Origin of the sequence: Streptosporangium sp. NPDC002524, from assembly GCF_040295985.1 — a bacterium.
Taxonomy (GTDB): Bacteria; Actinomycetota; Actinomycetes; order Streptosporangiales; family Streptosporangiaceae; genus Streptosporangium.
In genome coordinates this window covers 175,940-189,913 of sequence record NZ_JBEOWK010000017.1, presented here as the reverse complement: position 1 = coordinate 189,913, position 13,974 = coordinate 175,940, and the positions used below count along the sequence as shown (strand labels likewise).

Genomic DNA, 13,974 nt, shown 5'->3' with positions numbered 1-13,974 from the left:
GTTTACGCGTGGACGTGTGGCTCGCGCGTGGCCTGTGCGTGGGTCACGTGTGGCCGCGTGGTCTACGCGTGGTCTACGCGTGGTCTACGCGTGGCCGGAGATGCCGCCGTCCACCGGGATCACGGCCCCGGTGAGGTAGGCCCCTGCGCGTGAGGACAGATAGATCGCGGCGCCCGCCATGTCCTCGGGGCTGCCGATCCTGCCCATCGGGACGTGGGAGGCGACCGCCGCGCGCATGTCCGGGTCGTCGAGCGCGAAGGCCATCATCTTCGACTCGAACGGCCCCGGGGCGATCGCGTTGACCGTGATCGACTCCCTGGCGAGCCGCTGGGACAGGTGCCGGGTGAGCATGTGCACGGCCGCCTTGGCCGCCGAGTAGGCGTAGTTCTCCATCGTCGGCACCCGGAGGCCGTCCACCGAGCCGATGTTGATCACTCTGGCCGGGTCCTCGGGGCTCGCGGCGGCGCGCAGCAGCGGCAGGAACCGCTGGGTCAGGTAGAACACGCCCTTGACGTTGATCCCCCAGAGCTTGTCGAAGGCCTGCTCGGGGTACTCCTCCAGCGGCGCGCCCCAGGTGGCCCCGGCGTTGTTCACCAGCACGTCGAGCCGGGACTCCCGTTCCGCGACGGCCTCGAACAGCGCGGACACCCCGTCCTCCGTGGACAGGTCGGCGGGTATCGCGGTGCACCCCAGCTCGGCGGCCGTCTTGCCGACCTCGGCGGCCTTCCGCGAGGAGATGTAAACCGTGGCTCCCGCGTCGACGAACCCGGCCGCGATCATCCGGCCGATTCCCCGGGAACCGCCCGTGACGACGACGGTCTTGCCTTCCACCGAGAACAGAGTCATGTTCTGTAGCATGCCGCACCCCCGACGACCCCGTCCATACCAACCGGTCGGTCCCACGGGGTTGAGTGTCCTGTTTTCGCCTTTGAATACCTTTTGTATCGTTTCGTGCCGTGGGATCTGAAAAATAATGTCGCCAAATAAAACGAGAGTGAAACAATTTTCCACCGCTCGTTGACACGCGCCGTTTATATGGTGTGCCTTCGTTGTCAGGAAGTCACTGATCCGAAGGTGGGGTTACGGCATGCTCAAAACGGGTGCGCGCCTGGCGGTGCTGGGCCTGGGACTGTCGACGGCGCTGTCGGCGACGGCGCTCCCCCTCGCGCACGCGTCACCTCTGGAGCGCCCCGCGCTTCCCGGCGTTGCCATACCGTCCGCACCTTCCGGAGGTGTCTTACCCCCCGCGTCCTCCGGGGGTGTCGCGCTCCCGGCGTCCCCCGTCCGGCACGTCGCCGCCGCTCCCGGCCAACACGTTGCCGCCGCGCGGGCACCCCAGCCGCGGAAGAGGATCGTCCGGCTCGGCGCGACGCAGAGCATGGACTCGATGAACCCGTTCCTGGCCGTCCGGCTGATCTCGACGTCGATCCACCGCTGGATGTACGGCCACCTCACGGTGCCCGACTCCAAGACCCTGAAGCCGAGCCCCGACCTCGCCGAATCGTGGAAGACGTCACCGGACAAGCTGACCTGGACCTTCACGATCCGGTCCGGCGCCACCTGGTCGGACGGCAGGCCGATCACCGCGGGGGACGCCGCGTGGACCTTCAACAAGATCATGACGGACGACGCGGCCAAGACCGCGAACGGCCCCGCCGTCGAGAACTTCGACACCGTGACGGCACCCGACGACCGTACCCTCGTCATCAAGACGAAGAAGCCGCAGGCCTCGATGCTGGAGCTGCCGGTCCCGATCGTGCCCAAGCACGTGTGGGAGGGCGTTCCCGACATCGGCACCTTCGAGAACGAGACGTACCCCGCCGTCGGCAGCGGGCCCTACATCGCCGTCGAGCACAGCAAGAACAACTACGTGAAGCTGCGGGCCAACCCGTCATACTGGCGCGGCGCCCCCGCCATCGACGAGCTGCACGTCGTCTTCTACGAGAATCCCGAGGCGGCAAGCGCCGGGCTGAAGAAGGGCGACGTCGACTGGATCGGGCGGCTGGCACCCCCGCAGTTCGGGACCCTCGCGGGCGACCCGAACCTCGTACGGTGGAACACCCAGGGCCGCCGCGCCAGCTACCTGCAGCTCAACCCGGGCGCCGCGACGGCGGGCGGTGAGCCGATCGGCGACGGGCACCCCGCCCTGAAGGACGTCAGGGTACGCAGGGCGATCCACCACGCGATCGACAAGAAGACCCTCGTCACGCAGGTGCAGAACGGGCTCGCCGTCCCGGCCGACGGCTCGATCATCCCGCCGATGTACCAGGAGTTCTTCTGGAGGGCCGAGGGCGACAAGGCCGTCGCCTTCGACCCGGCCGAGGCCAACCGCGTCCTCGACGAGGCCGGGTACGCCAAGGACGCCGACGGGATCAGGACCATGCCCGGCGGGGGCCGCAAGCTGGAGATGCGCTTCAGCATCCACACCGAGGACCCCGTCGAGGACAAGCTCGCCCAGTTCCTCACCGGCTGGCTCAGGGACATCGGCATCCAGATCACCACCCGCAAGCTCGACTCCAACAAGTTCACCGAGGAGACGGGCGGCACGGCGCTCTACGACATCGCGATCAGCGGCTGGTCGGTCAACCCGGACCCGGAGGAGATCCTCGCCACCCACCTGTGCAGCCGCAGGCCCACCGCGAGCGGCGAGGGCGGCGGCACCGAGTCGTTCTTCTGCGACGACGAGTTCGAGAGGCTCTATCAGGAGCAGCTGGCCGAGCTCGACAGGCCCGCGCGCGTCGAACTGATCAAGCGGATGCAGGAGCGGCTCTACACCGAGGCCCCCGTCATCGCGCTCTACTATCCCAACAACCTGGAGGGCTACCGCAAGGACCGGATCGCCTCCATCACCCCGATCCCGGAGGACAAGGGCATCCTGTACGGCGGGAGCGGCTACTGGCCGGTCTACTCCCTGCGGGCGGTGGAGAGCGCGACCCCGGCCGCCGACGACGACTCCACGGGTGTCGTCTGGATCGTGGTGGCGGTGGCCGTCGTCGTGCTCGCCGGAGGCGGGGTCCTCCTCCTCACCAGGCGGCGCCGCGCCACCGCCGACGACCGCGAGTAGCGGCCGATGAGCACACCGCCGGGCGAGCTGACGAAAGCGTCGGAGCCGACGAAGGCGTCGCCGGAAGACGGTCGGAACGGTGCCCGTCGGAGCGTGGCGCGCTACGCGCTGGTCAAGCTCGGCGGGGCGCTGTTCGGCATCGGGCTGGTGATCGTCGCGACGTTCTTCCTGTTCCGCCTGATCCCCGGCGACCCCACCATCGCCTACACCCGCGACGTGCCGGTCACTCCGGAGCAGCTCGCCCTGCTCAGGCGGCAGATGGGCCTGGACAGGCCGCTGGGCGAGCAGTTCCTGGACTTCGTCCTGCGAACCCTGCGGCTGGACCTCGGCACCTCGTACGAGTACCGCAGGCCGGTCGCCGCGCTCATCGGCGAGCGGGTGGGGCCGACGCTGCTGCTGGTCGGCACCGGGCTCGCCGTCGCGGTCGGCCTGGGCATGTGGCAGGGCACCAGGGCCGCCTGGCGGCACGGCGGCCGGTTCGACCGCTTCTCCACGGGGACCGCGCTGACCCTGTGGTCGGTGCCGACCTTCTGGCTGGGACTGCTGCTGCTCATGGTCCTCGCCGCGGGGATGGGGCCGATCCCCGGCCTGTTCCCCACCCGGGGCATGGAGGACGTCGACGCTCCCGGCGGGCCGCTCTACCTCCTGCACGTCGCCCACCACCTGGTGCTGCCGTGCCTCACCCTGGTCGCCGTCGTCTACGCGCAGTACCTGCTGGTCATGCGCTCCTCGCTGCTCGACGAGATCGGCCAGGACTACGTGACCACCGCCCGCGCCAAGGGCCTGCGCGACGACGACGTCCGGCGGCGCCACGCGGTGCCGAACGCGCTGCTGCCGACGGTGACCCTGGTCTTCATGCAGATCGGCTTCGTGGTCGGCGGCGCGGTCTCGGTGGAGTTCGTCTACTCCTGGCCCGGCCTCGGCCTGCTGTTCGTCGAGGCGATCAGGGGACCCGACTACGCGGTCATGCAGGGGACCTTCATGCTCGTCTGCGTCGCGGTGATCGTCATGAACACGCTGGCCGACGTGGTCTACCACGTCCTGGATCCGAGGGTGAGGTCGGCGTGAGCACGAAGGAGGAGGACGAGGACACGAGGGAGGAAGTCCCCGGGGTCGGCGCTCCGGGGGAGGACGGCTCGCGGGAAAGGGACACGACCGGTGTCGCCACCGGAACCCCCGGTGCGACCGGAGCCGCCGGAACTCCGGGCGCTACGGGCGCCGGGACGTCGCGCGCGATCGCCAGGACGCGCCGCCGTGCCGCGCTCGCACGGTTCCTCCGCGCGTACGGCGGGAACAGGGCCGGGCTGTACGGTGCGGCGATCCTGCTGGTCGCCGTCCTGGCGGCCCTCGTCACGCCGCTGGTCACCGACCCGGCCGGGATGGACGTGACCAGGGCGACGGGCGCCAAGATGGCGCCGCCGGGCGCGGGCTTCCCGCTCGGCACCGACGAGTCGGGCCGCTCGGTCCTGCTCATGCTCCTGTGGGGCGCCCGGGTCTCGCTGCTCATCGGGTTCATGTCGGCGCTGCTCAGCATGGTGATCGGCACGGTCTTCGGCATCGCGGCCGGGCACTTCCGCGGCTGGGCCTCGGCCGTGCTGATGCGCGTCACCGACTGGTTCCTGGTGCTGCCCGCCCTGGTCCTCGCCCTGGTCCTCGCGGCGGTCCTCGGCGGCGGCACGTCCACGATCATCCTGGCGATCGGGGTGACCTCCTGGGCCTCCACGGCGAGGCTGATCCGGGCCCAGACGCTGGCGGTCGAGGCCAGGCCCTACATCGAGAGGTCCAGGGCGCTGGGCGCGGGGCACTGGCACGTCATGACCCGCCACGTGCTGCCGAACGTCGCCCCGCTGGTCCTGGCCAACACCACCCTCACGGTGGCCAGCGCCATCGTCACCGAATCCACCCTCGCCTTCCTGGGCGCCGACTCCGGCCAGGTGTCGTGGGGCGGCATGCTGCGCGCCTCCTACGACTGGGGTGCGGCCACCTCGGGCGCCTGGTGGTACGTGCTGCCGCCCGGCCTGTGCATCATCCTGGTCGTCCTGGCGTTCACCCTCTGCGGACGCGCCCTGGAGACCGTACTCAACCCACGCCTTCGGGGGGCCTCGTGACCGTACTCGACCCGCGGCCTCCGGAAGTCCCGGCCACGCCCGGCCCACGCGTCCGGGGGGTCTCGTGAGCCTGCTCGAACTGCGCGACGTGGCGGTGACCTACCGGGGCGCGGCCGGGGACGTCCCCGCCGTGCGGGGCGTCTCGCTCGCTCTCGCGGAGGGCGAGGCCCTAGGCGTGGCTGGGGAGTCGGGGTCGGGCAAGTCGACGCTGGCGATGTCGCTGCTGCGGCTGCTGCCCAGGGACACGCTGGTGTCCGGGGAGATCCTGCTGGACGGCGAGGACGTGCTCACGATGAGCTGGGGGCGGCTGCGCGCGGTCCGGTGGGCGTCGGCCTCCCTGGTCTTCCAGGGGGCCCAGCACGCCCTGAACCCGGTGCGCAGGATCGGCGACCAGATCGCCGAGCCGCTGCGGGTGCACGGCATGGCGACCGGCGCGGCGGCGCGGCGCAGGACGGCGGAGCTGCTGGAGCAGGTCGGCCTGCCCGCCTGGCGGGCGCGCGGCTACCCGCACGAGCTGTCCGGCGGGCAGCGCCAGCGCGTGATGATCGCCATGGCGCTCGCCTGCTCCCCGCGCCTGATCGTCGCCGACGAGCCGACCACCGCGCTGGACGTGATGATCCAGGCCCAGGTGCTCTCGCTGATCCGCTCGCTCGTCGCCGGGCACGGGATCGGCCTCATCATGATCTCTCACGACCTGTCGGTCCTGGCCTCGACGTGCGACCGGCTCGCGGTCATGTACGCGGGCCGCGTGGTCGAGTCCGGTCCCTCGCACGAGGTCTTCCGGGACGCCAGGCACCCCTACGGCAGGGCGCTGGCCGAGGCCTTCCCCACCGTCGGCGACCCCGCCTCCAGGATGGCGCCCAGGGGCCTGGGCGGCGACCCGCCCGACCCGGCCCACCTGCCCGCGGGGTGCTCCTTCCATCCCCGCTGCCCGGTGTCGCTCGTCTCCTGCGCGTCGGAACCGGTCGAGCTCTGGCCGGTGAACCGTGCCGAGGGCCGTACCCAGGTGGGCCGTACCGAAGCGGGCCGTGCCGAGGTGGGGCGCACCCAGGTGGGCCGTGCCGAGGCGGCGCACACCGCCGCGTGTGTTCACGTCCGCGCCGACCGGGAGGCCCGATGACCCTGCTCGAAGCGCGGGACCTGCGGGTGGAGTTCGCCTCGCGCGGGCGCCGCGCCCGCGCGGTGGACGGGGTGAACCTCGTCGTGGGCCAGGGGGAGATCGTCGCGCTGGTCGGCGAGTCCGGCTGCGGCAAGACGACGCTGGCCCGCACCCTGCTCGGCCTGGAGCGGCCCGCCTCGGGGGCGGTCCTGTACGGCGGGGTCCCGCTGGCCTACTCCTCGCGCGCGCTGCGGGCCCACCGGCGCGAGGTGCAGCTCGTCCTCCAGGACCCCACGGGATCGCTCAACCCCCGGCACACCGTCTACGAGGCGGTGGCCGAGGGGCCGCGCATCCACCGGCTGCCGGCGGAGGGGGAGCGGGTCGCGTCGGCGCTGTCGCGCGCCGGGCTGCGGCCTCCCGAGCGGTTCTTCAACCGCTACCCGCACGAGCTGTCCGGCGGCCAGCGCCAGCGGGTCGTCATCGCCGGAGCCCTCGCGCTCGACCCCAGGGTGCTCGTCGCCGACGAGCCGGTGGCCTCGCTGGACGCGTCGGTGCGCGGCGAGATCCTCGCGCTGCTGCTCCGCCTCCGCGACGAGCTGGGCCTGTCGGCGCTGGTCGTCACCCACGACCTCGGGCTGGCCTGGAACATCGCCGACCGCGTCGCGGTGATGTATCTCGGCAGGATCGTCGAGTCGGGGCCCGTGGAGCGGATCCTCACCGAGCCGTCGCACCCGTACACCCAGGCGCTGCTGTCGGTCCTGCCGGAGTCGCCGTCGCCCGTGGTGCTGGGCGGCGAGCCACCGGACCCGACCCGGATCCCGCCGGGCTGCCGCTTCCACCCGCGCTGCCAGATCCTGGCGTCGGGCGCGGCGGCCGAGACGGGGGTCGAGGGGCTGTGCGCGTCACGGGCGCTGCCCGTCCTGCCGTCCTCGGCCGCCGCCCAGGTCGCCTGCCACCACGCCGAGGCCCGCGAGGTCAGAGGCCGGGGAGGCGGCCGTTCCTGAACAGGTCGACGAAGAGCCCGTGGTCGGCCCTGGCCCGCGCCCCGTAGGCGTGGGCGAAGCCGACGAGGTTACGGGTGAAGCCGTCGGTGTCGCCGCCGATCACGGCCACGATCGCGTCCTCGGTGGAGAAGTCGACCAGGTCGTGGCTGGACTCGTCGTCGGCCACCGAGTGCATCCTGGCCACGGCCCGGCCCAGGTCGCGGATGACCGAGGCCAGCTCGTCCGGCTCGTTGACGTCGCCCCAGTTCAGGTCGGCGGAGTAGGGGGAGACCTCCGCGACCAGCTGGCCGACGCCGTTCAGCGTGGTGTAGCCGAGCCACGGGTCGGCGTACGCCTGCAGGGCCCGCTGCGACTCGGCGGTGCGGTGACCCTGGTGCTTGAAGTAGCCGTGCACCTTCTCGTCGGTGATGTGCCGCGCCACGGCCGGAACCTGGGCCTGCTTCATGTAGAGGATGACGTCGTTCTCCAGGGCCTGGGTGTGGCCCTCGAGGAGCATGTTGTACGAGGGCAGCCCGGCCGAGCCGATCCCGATGCCGGTGCGCAGCGCGAAGTCCTTGATCTTGTGCTCGACCTCGGAGACCGTGGGAAGGGTCGTCAGATAGTCGAGGAAGGCCACCTCCACCGCCTCGCGGGTCTCCTGGTCCACCGGATAGCGGCCGTCCATGACGGCGAACCTGCGGTCGAAGTTCTCGACGGTGGTCTCCAGGTCCAGCAGCGCCACCCGGGTGTTCAGCCGGGCGAGCTGCAGCACCCGGTGGAGCACGCCGCTCGTGGTGTCCAGGGTGAGCGAGCCGATCGCGTCGTCCCCGCCGTCCGAGATGCCGTGCAGCTCGGAGAGGTACGAGTGGGCGAACTCGGTCACCAGGCCGCTGATGACGTCGTCCGACAGCGCCTTGGCGTACCCGATGAGCGCGACGCTGGCCGCGAACCGCCGCAGGTCCCAGATGTACGGGCCGACGTAGGCCTCGTCGAAGTCGTTGACGTTGAACACCAGGACGCCCGAGGCGTTCATGTAGGTGCCGAAGTTCTCGGCGTGCAGGTCACCGTGGATCCAGACGCGCCGCGTCTGCCCGTCCAGGAAGGCGTCGTCGGCGAACGCGCCGGTCATGTCCGCGTAGAACAGGCAGGCACTGCCCCGGTAGAAGGCGAAGGGCGAGGCGGCCATCTTCCGGAACTTGCGCCGGAAGGCGGCGGGGTCGCGCTTCATGGAATCACCGAACTCGGTGATCAGGACGTCGAGAATGTGCGCCGAGCGCCCATCGGTGGTCATGGTGGGCAGATTAGGTCGTGGGACCGAAACTCCGCCACACCTGGAGCATCACGGATCTGGAACGCGCCAATTCCCCGTTTCCCCCGGTCCCCGTTCCCGCGGGGCTCGCGGGGACCGGTACCGGCCCCCAGGCGGGGCGGGGAAAGGCGTCGACAACCGCGCCGGTCGATCATAGGTTCGACGGTGAGGCCCGAAGTCGTGGGGGACCGAGGGCGTTTCATATGGGGCGGCGTAAAAGGGGGCTCCTCAAAAAGGGACGTCTCACAGGGGAGGCCTTAAAAGGGGATCAAGGGGCTTGAAAAGGGACGCGGGAGCGAGGGCTCGCGACGGCCCGAAGGACGGTCGAGGACATCACGGGAGAGGCGTGGAGGTCGGCATGACGGTACTGGAGGGCAAGACGGCGGTGGTCACCGGGGGGTCGCGGGGCATCGGCCGGGCGATCGTGGAGCGTCTCGCCCGCGACGGGGCGGACGTCCTCTTCACCTACGCGAAGGCCGCCACGTCAGCGGGCGAGGTGGAGCGGCTGGTCAAGGAGGCGGGCGGGAGCGCCCGCGCCGTCCAGGTCAACCTCGGCAAGCGCGGCGCCGCGCAGTGGCTGATGGAGACCGCCGACGAGCTTCTCGGCGGCCTCGACATCCTGGTCAACAACGCCGCGCTGAGCTTCACCCCGATCTCCATCGCGGAGACCACCGAGGAGCTGTACGACCGCGCCATGGCGGTCAACGCCAAGGCCGCCTTCCTGACCATCCGGTACGCCGCCAAGCACATGCGCGACGGCGGCCGGATCGTCAACATCTCCACCCTCAACACCGTCCGCCCCGCGGCGGGCATCGCCCCCTACGCGGCGAGCAAGGGCGCCCTCGAACAGCTGACCGCCGTCGCGGCCCGTGAGCTGGGTGAGCGGGGCATCACCGTCAACACGGTCTCCCCGGGCGCCACGGACACCGACCTGCTGCGCGGCACCAACCCGGAGGAGCTCCTGACCCAGATCGCCGCCCTCACCCCGCTTTCCCGACTCGGCGACCCCTCGGACATCGCGGACGTCGTGGGCTTCCTGGTGGGCCCCGACGGCCGCTGGCTCACCGGCCAGAACCTCCAGGCCAACGGGGGTCTCAGCTGAGCCACCCACCCGGCGGTCATGGTCGACGGCCAACGGTCGGCGGTCCTCGCCGGTCACGGCACGCGGGCGACTTCGGAGCGGTCCGGTCATGGGCCGTGAGTCATGAGCTGTGAGTCACGGACCGTAAGCCACGAGCCACACGTCACGCGCCGTGCGCCATAAACCGTGCGCCATAAACCGTGCGCCATAAACCGTGCGCCATAAACCGTGCGCCGTAAGCCGTAGGCCAGGAGCCGCGACCGGTGCCAGGTCGGCCGCCGTGTGGAGGGCGAACGCGCAACGTCAGGTCAGCCGCCGCGTGTGGGTGAACACGCCGCTGTAGGCGTTCAGCGCGGGCTGGCCGCCCAGGTGCGCGTACAGGACGGTGGCGTCGCGGGGGATCTCCCCGCCGGTGACGAGGTCGATCAGGCCGGCCATCGACTTGCCCTCGTAGACCGGGTCGATGATCACGCCTTCGAGCTCGCCGGTGAGCCGGATCGCGTCCAGGGTCGACCGCACCGGGATCCCGTACAGGTCCCCGGCCCACCCGTCCAGGATCGTGATCTCGTCGTCCCGCAGGGGGCGGCCGACGCCGATGAGCTCGGCCGTGGCCCGCGCTATCCGGGCGACCTGTTCGCGGGTCTCGCCGAGCTTCGCGCTCGCGTCGATCCCGATCACCCGGCGCGGACGCCCTCCGGCCTCCTCGAGTGCGGCGAATCCGGCGATCATGCCGGCCTGGGTCGAGCCGGTGACCGCGCAGACCACGACGGTGTCGAAGAAGACGCCCAGCTCACGCTCCTGCTCCGCCACCTCGTACGCCCAGTTCGCGAACCCGAGCCCGCCGAGCCGGTGGTCGGAGGCGCCCGCCGGGATCGGGTACGGCGTGCCGCCGCGCGCCTTCACGTCCTCGATGGCCCGGTTCCACGAGTCCTTGAAGCCGATGCCGAAACCGGCCGGGTCGAGCCGGACCTCGGCGCCCATGATCCGGCTCAGCATGATGTTGCCGACCCGGTCGTTGACGGGGTCGGGCCAGTCGACCCAGTTCTCCTGCACCAGCACCGCCTGCAGCCCCAGCGACGCGGCGACGGCGGCGACCTGGCGGGTGTGGTTGGACTGGTGTCCGCCGATCGACACCAGCGTGTCCGCGCCCTGCGCGAGCGCGTCCGGGACGATGTACTCGAGCTTGCGGGTCTTGTTGCCGCCGTACGCGAGCCCCGAGTTGCAGTCCTCGCGCTTCGCCCAGACCGACGCCCCGCCGAGGTGCCGGGTGAGGCGCGGCAGCGGGTGGACGGGACTCGGCCCGAAGGTCAGCCGGTGGCGGGGGAAATCGGACAGAGCCATGCTCACTCCACGGTGGCCGGGAAAACGGACAGGGGCCTGCTCACTCCTCGACGGCCGGGAGCGTGCGCCAGGTGTCGAAGGCGACCGCCGCCGCCTGCTCCGCGTCCCCGGCGGCGCAGAGCCGGATCAGGTTGTCGTGCCGGGCGAGGGACGCGCGTCCGCCCAGCGACGAGAAGCGCAGCCGCTCGGCGCGGCGCAGCACCGGCGTGAACTGGTCGAGGACCGAGGCCAGGGCACGGTTCGAGGCCACCCTCACGGGGATGCCGTGCAGCTCGTCGTCGGCGCGCAGGGCCGCCTCGACGTCGCCCGTCTCGATCGCCGCGCGGAACCGGTCGTTGGCCTCGCGCATCGCGTCGAGGTCGGCCTCGGTGAGACCGCCCACCGCCTCACGGACGGCGAGCTCGTGCATCGCCGCCACCACGTCGCGGGCCTCACGGATGTCGCGCAGGTTCAGCGAGCTCACCGTCGTGGAGCGTCCCGGCTGGGCCACGACCAGTCCGGCCTCCGCGAGCCGCAACAGCGCCTCGCGGACCGGGGTGCGGCTCACCCCGAGCCAGGTCGCCAGCTCGACGTCGCGTAGCTGCTCGCCGGGCGCGAGGCTGCCGTCGACGATGGCGTCGCGCAGGCGCTGGTAGACGTTGTCACGCAGGAGATGCCGGTCGATGGCGGGCGTGTGGTGCGGGATGGGCATGCAATATATTGCACACATCGGACGGGAAACTTCAACCGGAGCCCGGCGTTGACAGTGTTAGCAATATATTGCATATTCCATATCGGAACGGCAGCCGCCGCTCTCCGTACCGCCACCGAGAGGAAGTCCCCATGAGCACCACGTCCCGCGAGTCCACCGCGACGGGAACTCCCACCGTCGTCCTGGTCCACGGCGCCTTCGCCGAGTCCGCGAGCTGGAACGGCGTGGTGGCCGATCTCAAACGTCGCGGCTACCCGGTCGTCGCCGTCGCCAACCCGCTGCGCGGACTGCGGGAGGACGCCGTCTACCTGCGCAGCGTGCTCGACAGCCTGACCGGCCCGATCGTGATCGCCGGCCACTCGTACGGCGGATCGGTGATGAGCGAGGCCGCCGACGGTGCCGAAGGCGTCGTCGCCCTCGTCTACGTCGCCAGCTTCAACCTGGAGGTCGGGGAGAGCACCGGCGAGCTGGCGGCCAAATTCCCCGGCGCCGAGCTCGGCTCCGCCCTCTACCCGGTGCCGTACCCGGCGGCCGGTGGGGGCACCGGGACCGATCTGTACATCCGGCAGGACGGGTTCCGCGCGGTGTTCGCCGCCGACGTCGACCCGGAGACGGCCGGGCTGATGGCGGCCACGCAGCGGCCCATCGAGGCGACCGCGCTGGCGGACAAGGCGACCAGGGCGGCCTGGAAGACCATCCCGTCCTGGACCATGGTCACCACCCGGGACCTGGCCATCCCGGCGGAGTCGATGCGCTTCATGGCGAAGAGGGCGGGGTCGACGACCGTCGAGATCGACGCCTCCCACGCCGTCACCGTCTCCCGGCCCGCCGCCGTCGCCGACCTCATCGACGCCGCCGCCCGCGCCACCACTTCCTGACGCGGCCACCCGGCCGCCGCACGGCTCCTCGCGGAGCGGTTCGCCGCGAACGAGGGCGTTCGCCGGTGGTGCGAGGCCCGGCCGGGTCAGCGTCCGTAGTCCTTCAGGGCGATGGCGTTCGCCGTCTGCCGGATGCCCTTGGCGATCAGGCCCTTCCACGGTACGTAGGGCAGGAGCCTGTAGTTCTGGTTGATGAACCAGGCCATGAACCGGCTCTCGGGAACCATCCACTTGCCCACCCCGTCGCCCGACTTCTGGCACCCCGCCGCGTACTCGCGCATGGCCTCCTCGTAGGAGGCGAAGCCCGCGCGGTGGTCGCCCCCGGCGGCGGCCAGCTCCCCGGCGAGGACATAGGCGCCGATCATGGACAGGCCGGTGCCCATGCCCGACAGCGGCGAGGCGCAGTAGGCCGCGTCCCCGAGCAGCGTGACCCGGCCGGCCGACCAGCTGTCCATGTGCACCTGGCTGATCGAGTCGAAGTAGAAGTCCTGGGCCTCCCACATCGCGTCCAGCAGCCGGGGGGTCTCCCAGCCGACACCGGCGAACGCCTCGGCGAGGATCTTCTTCTGCCGCTCGGTATCGCGGCGGTCGTAGCTCAGCGGCGGGGAGCCGAAGTAGAACGTCGCCTTCGCCTCGGTGTTCCCCCGGGCGCTGTACATGCCGACGAGCTTGCCGGGGGTGTTGTAGATCTGCCCGGTGTGGTCGAGTCCCAGGTGGTTGGCGGTGGTGAAGATCGCGCAGTACAGGCCCATCTCCCTCACGAACCGCGACTCCGGGCCGAACGCGAGCGCCCGGACGTTGGAGTGCAGCCCGTCGGCCCCCACGACCAGGTCGAACCGGCGCGGCTCACCGCGCTCGAAGCTGACCCGGACACCCTCGGCGTCCTCGGCGAGCGCGGTGATGGAGTCGTCGAAGAGATACTCCACGTGGTCCCGGGTGTGCTCGTACAGGATGCGCCCCAGGTCGCCGCGCAGGATCTCCAGGTCGCCGCTGAAGACGTCGGCGGGCATGCTGGAGAGCTTCCTGCCCGCTTCGTTGACGTACGCCATCGCGCCCATGTTCGTCCGCTCGCGCCGGATGTCGTCCAGGATCCCCATCCGGTCGAGCATGGTGAGGTGTGCCTCGCCGCGGAAGTCGACCGCGTAGCCGCCGTCGCGGACGCCCGGCGCCCGTTCCACGATCGTGGGGGTGAAACCGTGGCGGTGCAGCCAGTAGGCCAGCGCCGGACCGGCGACGCCGGCCCCCGAGATCAGGATGTTCTTGTTCTTGAGCCGCGGTGTGGTGTTCATGAGACGAGCCTGTCCGAGGGCGCTCACCGCCCGCTCACCGCGACCTCACCGCCCTCACCGGGGCTCACCACTTCCACCGCGAGCTCGCCGCCTCCCACCGCGACCTCTTCACTCCCACCGGGGCTCACCGC

12 protein-coding genes are annotated in these 13,974 nt (G+C 71.1%); 7 read left to right on the top strand and 5 right to left on the bottom strand.

Features of this window, described 5'->3' with window-relative positions; genetic code table 11:
• Positions 1 to 84 precede the first annotated feature (84 nt).
• Positions 85 to 846 (bottom strand): SDR family oxidoreductase, encoded by a 762-nt coding sequence (locus ABT053_RS28200; RefSeq protein WP_350972846.1) that lies wholly within the window; start codon positions 844 to 846, stop codon positions 85 to 87.
• 241 nt (positions 847 to 1,087) lie between these two features.
• Here ABT053_RS28200 and ABT053_RS28195 point away from each other — a divergent pair, with 241 nt between their 5' ends.
• The 5 genes from ABT053_RS28195 to ABT053_RS28175 all read left to right on the top strand — a co-directional run bounded on the left by ABT053_RS28195 (position 1,088) and on the right by ABT053_RS28175 (position 7,275).
• Positions 1,088 to 3,064 carry an ABC transporter substrate-binding protein gene (locus ABT053_RS28195; protein ID WP_350972844.1) on the top strand — a complete coding sequence of 659 codons (1,977 nt, stop codon included), beginning with the start codon at positions 1,088 to 1,090 and terminating at the stop codon, positions 3,062 to 3,064.
• A 6-nt stretch (positions 3,065 to 3,070) separates the two neighbouring features.
• Positions 3,071 to 4,132, top strand: a complete 1,062-nt coding sequence (locus ABT053_RS28190) for an ABC transporter permease (RefSeq protein ID WP_350972841.1) — start codon at positions 3,071 to 3,073, stop codon at positions 4,130 to 4,132.
• A gap of 167 nt (positions 4,133 to 4,299) precedes the next feature.
• Positions 4,300 to 5,172 carry an ABC transporter permease gene (locus ABT053_RS28185; RefSeq protein WP_350972935.1) on the top strand — a complete coding sequence of 291 codons (873 nt, stop codon included), beginning with the start codon at positions 4,300 to 4,302 and terminating at the stop codon, positions 5,170 to 5,172.
• A gap of 64 nt (positions 5,173 to 5,236) precedes the next feature.
• Positions 5,237 to 6,292, top strand: coding sequence for an ABC transporter ATP-binding protein (locus ABT053_RS28180; protein WP_350972839.1), 1,056 nt, complete (start codon positions 5,237 to 5,239; stop codon positions 6,290 to 6,292).
• The gene (locus tag ABT053_RS28175) at positions 6,289 to 7,275 is read left to right on the top strand and encodes an ABC transporter ATP-binding protein (RefSeq protein WP_350972837.1); all 987 of its coding nucleotides are present in this window, start codon (positions 6,289 to 6,291) and stop codon (positions 7,273 to 7,275) included. Before ABT053_RS28180 ends, ABT053_RS28175 begins: the two co-directional genes overlap by 4 nt.
• Here the strand turns inward: ABT053_RS28175 and ABT053_RS28170 are convergent.
• Positions 7,247 to 8,545, bottom strand: coding sequence for a DUF2252 domain-containing protein (locus ABT053_RS28170; protein ID WP_350972835.1), 1,299 nt, complete (start codon positions 8,543 to 8,545; stop codon positions 7,247 to 7,249). The genes ABT053_RS28175 and ABT053_RS28170 overlap by 29 nt on opposite strands.
• A gap of 376 nt (positions 8,546 to 8,921) precedes the next feature.
• On the opposite strand from ABT053_RS28170, the gene ABT053_RS28165 reads away from it, so the two are divergent.
• Complete coding sequence (locus ABT053_RS28165; RefSeq protein WP_350972832.1) at positions 8,922 to 9,665, top strand: SDR family oxidoreductase; 744 nt, start codon at positions 8,922 to 8,924, stop codon at positions 9,663 to 9,665.
• Between the two features lie 282 nt (positions 9,666 to 9,947).
• Here the strand turns inward: ABT053_RS28165 and ABT053_RS28160 are convergent, their stop codons facing one another.
• Both ABT053_RS28160 and ABT053_RS28155 read right to left on the bottom strand, forming a co-directional pair.
• On the bottom strand, positions 9,948 to 10,985 hold the full coding sequence (locus tag ABT053_RS28160; protein ID WP_350972830.1) for a 1-aminocyclopropane-1-carboxylate deaminase: 1,038 nt from the start codon (positions 10,983 to 10,985) through the stop codon (positions 9,948 to 9,950).
• A 40-nt stretch (positions 10,986 to 11,025) separates the two neighbouring features.
• Positions 11,026 to 11,676, bottom strand: a complete 651-nt coding sequence (locus ABT053_RS28155) for a GntR family transcriptional regulator (protein ID WP_350972828.1) — start codon at positions 11,674 to 11,676, stop codon at positions 11,026 to 11,028.
• A 131-nt stretch (positions 11,677 to 11,807) separates the two neighbouring features.
• Here ABT053_RS28155 and ABT053_RS28150 point away from each other — a divergent pair, with 131 nt between their 5' ends.
• The gene (locus tag ABT053_RS28150; RefSeq protein ID WP_350972826.1) at positions 11,808 to 12,554 is read left to right on the top strand and encodes an alpha/beta hydrolase; all 747 of its coding nucleotides are present in this window, start codon (positions 11,808 to 11,810) and stop codon (positions 12,552 to 12,554) included.
• Positions 12,555 to 12,640: 86 nt separating this feature from the next.
• Here the strand turns inward: ABT053_RS28150 and ABT053_RS28145 are convergent, their stop codons facing one another.
• Positions 12,641 to 13,843, bottom strand: a complete 1,203-nt coding sequence (locus ABT053_RS28145) for an FAD-dependent monooxygenase (RefSeq protein ID WP_350972823.1) — start codon at positions 13,841 to 13,843, stop codon at positions 12,641 to 12,643.
• Between the last annotated feature and the right edge of the window lie 131 nt (positions 13,844 to 13,974).

Bases quoted from the DNA above. Each gene is read 5' to 3' on its own strand.
- ABT053_RS28200 (WP_350972846.1), bottom strand. From the start codon at position 846: ATGACTCTGTTCTCGGTGGAAGGCAAGACCGTCGTCGTCACGGGCGGT.
- ABT053_RS28195 (WP_350972844.1), top strand. From the start codon at position 1,088: ATGCTCAAAACGGGTGCGCGCCTGGCGGTGCTGGGCCTGGGACTGTCG.
- ABT053_RS28190 (WP_350972841.1), top strand. From the start codon at position 3,071: ATGAGCACACCGCCGGGCGAGCTGACGAAAGCGTCGGAGCCGACGAAG.
- ABT053_RS28175 (WP_350972837.1), top strand. From the start codon at position 6,289: ATGACCCTGCTCGAAGCGCGGGACCTGCGGGTGGAGTTCGCCTCGCGC.
- ABT053_RS28170 (WP_350972835.1), bottom strand. From the start codon at position 8,545: ATGACCACCGATGGGCGCTCGGCGCACATTCTCGACGTCCTGATCACC.
- ABT053_RS28165 (WP_350972832.1), top strand. From the start codon at position 8,922: ATGACGGTACTGGAGGGCAAGACGGCGGTGGTCACCGGGGGGTCGCGG.
- ABT053_RS28160 (WP_350972830.1), bottom strand. From the start codon at position 10,985: ATGGCTCTGTCCGATTTCCCCCGCCACCGGCTGACCTTCGGGCCGAGT.
- ABT053_RS28155 (WP_350972828.1), bottom strand. From the start codon at position 11,676: ATGCCCATCCCGCACCACACGCCCGCCATCGACCGGCATCTCCTGCGT.
- ABT053_RS28150 (WP_350972826.1), top strand. From the start codon at position 11,808: ATGAGCACCACGTCCCGCGAGTCCACCGCGACGGGAACTCCCACCGTC.
- ABT053_RS28145 (WP_350972823.1), bottom strand. From the start codon at position 13,843: ATGAACACCACACCGCGGCTCAAGAACAAGAACATCCTGATCTCGGGG.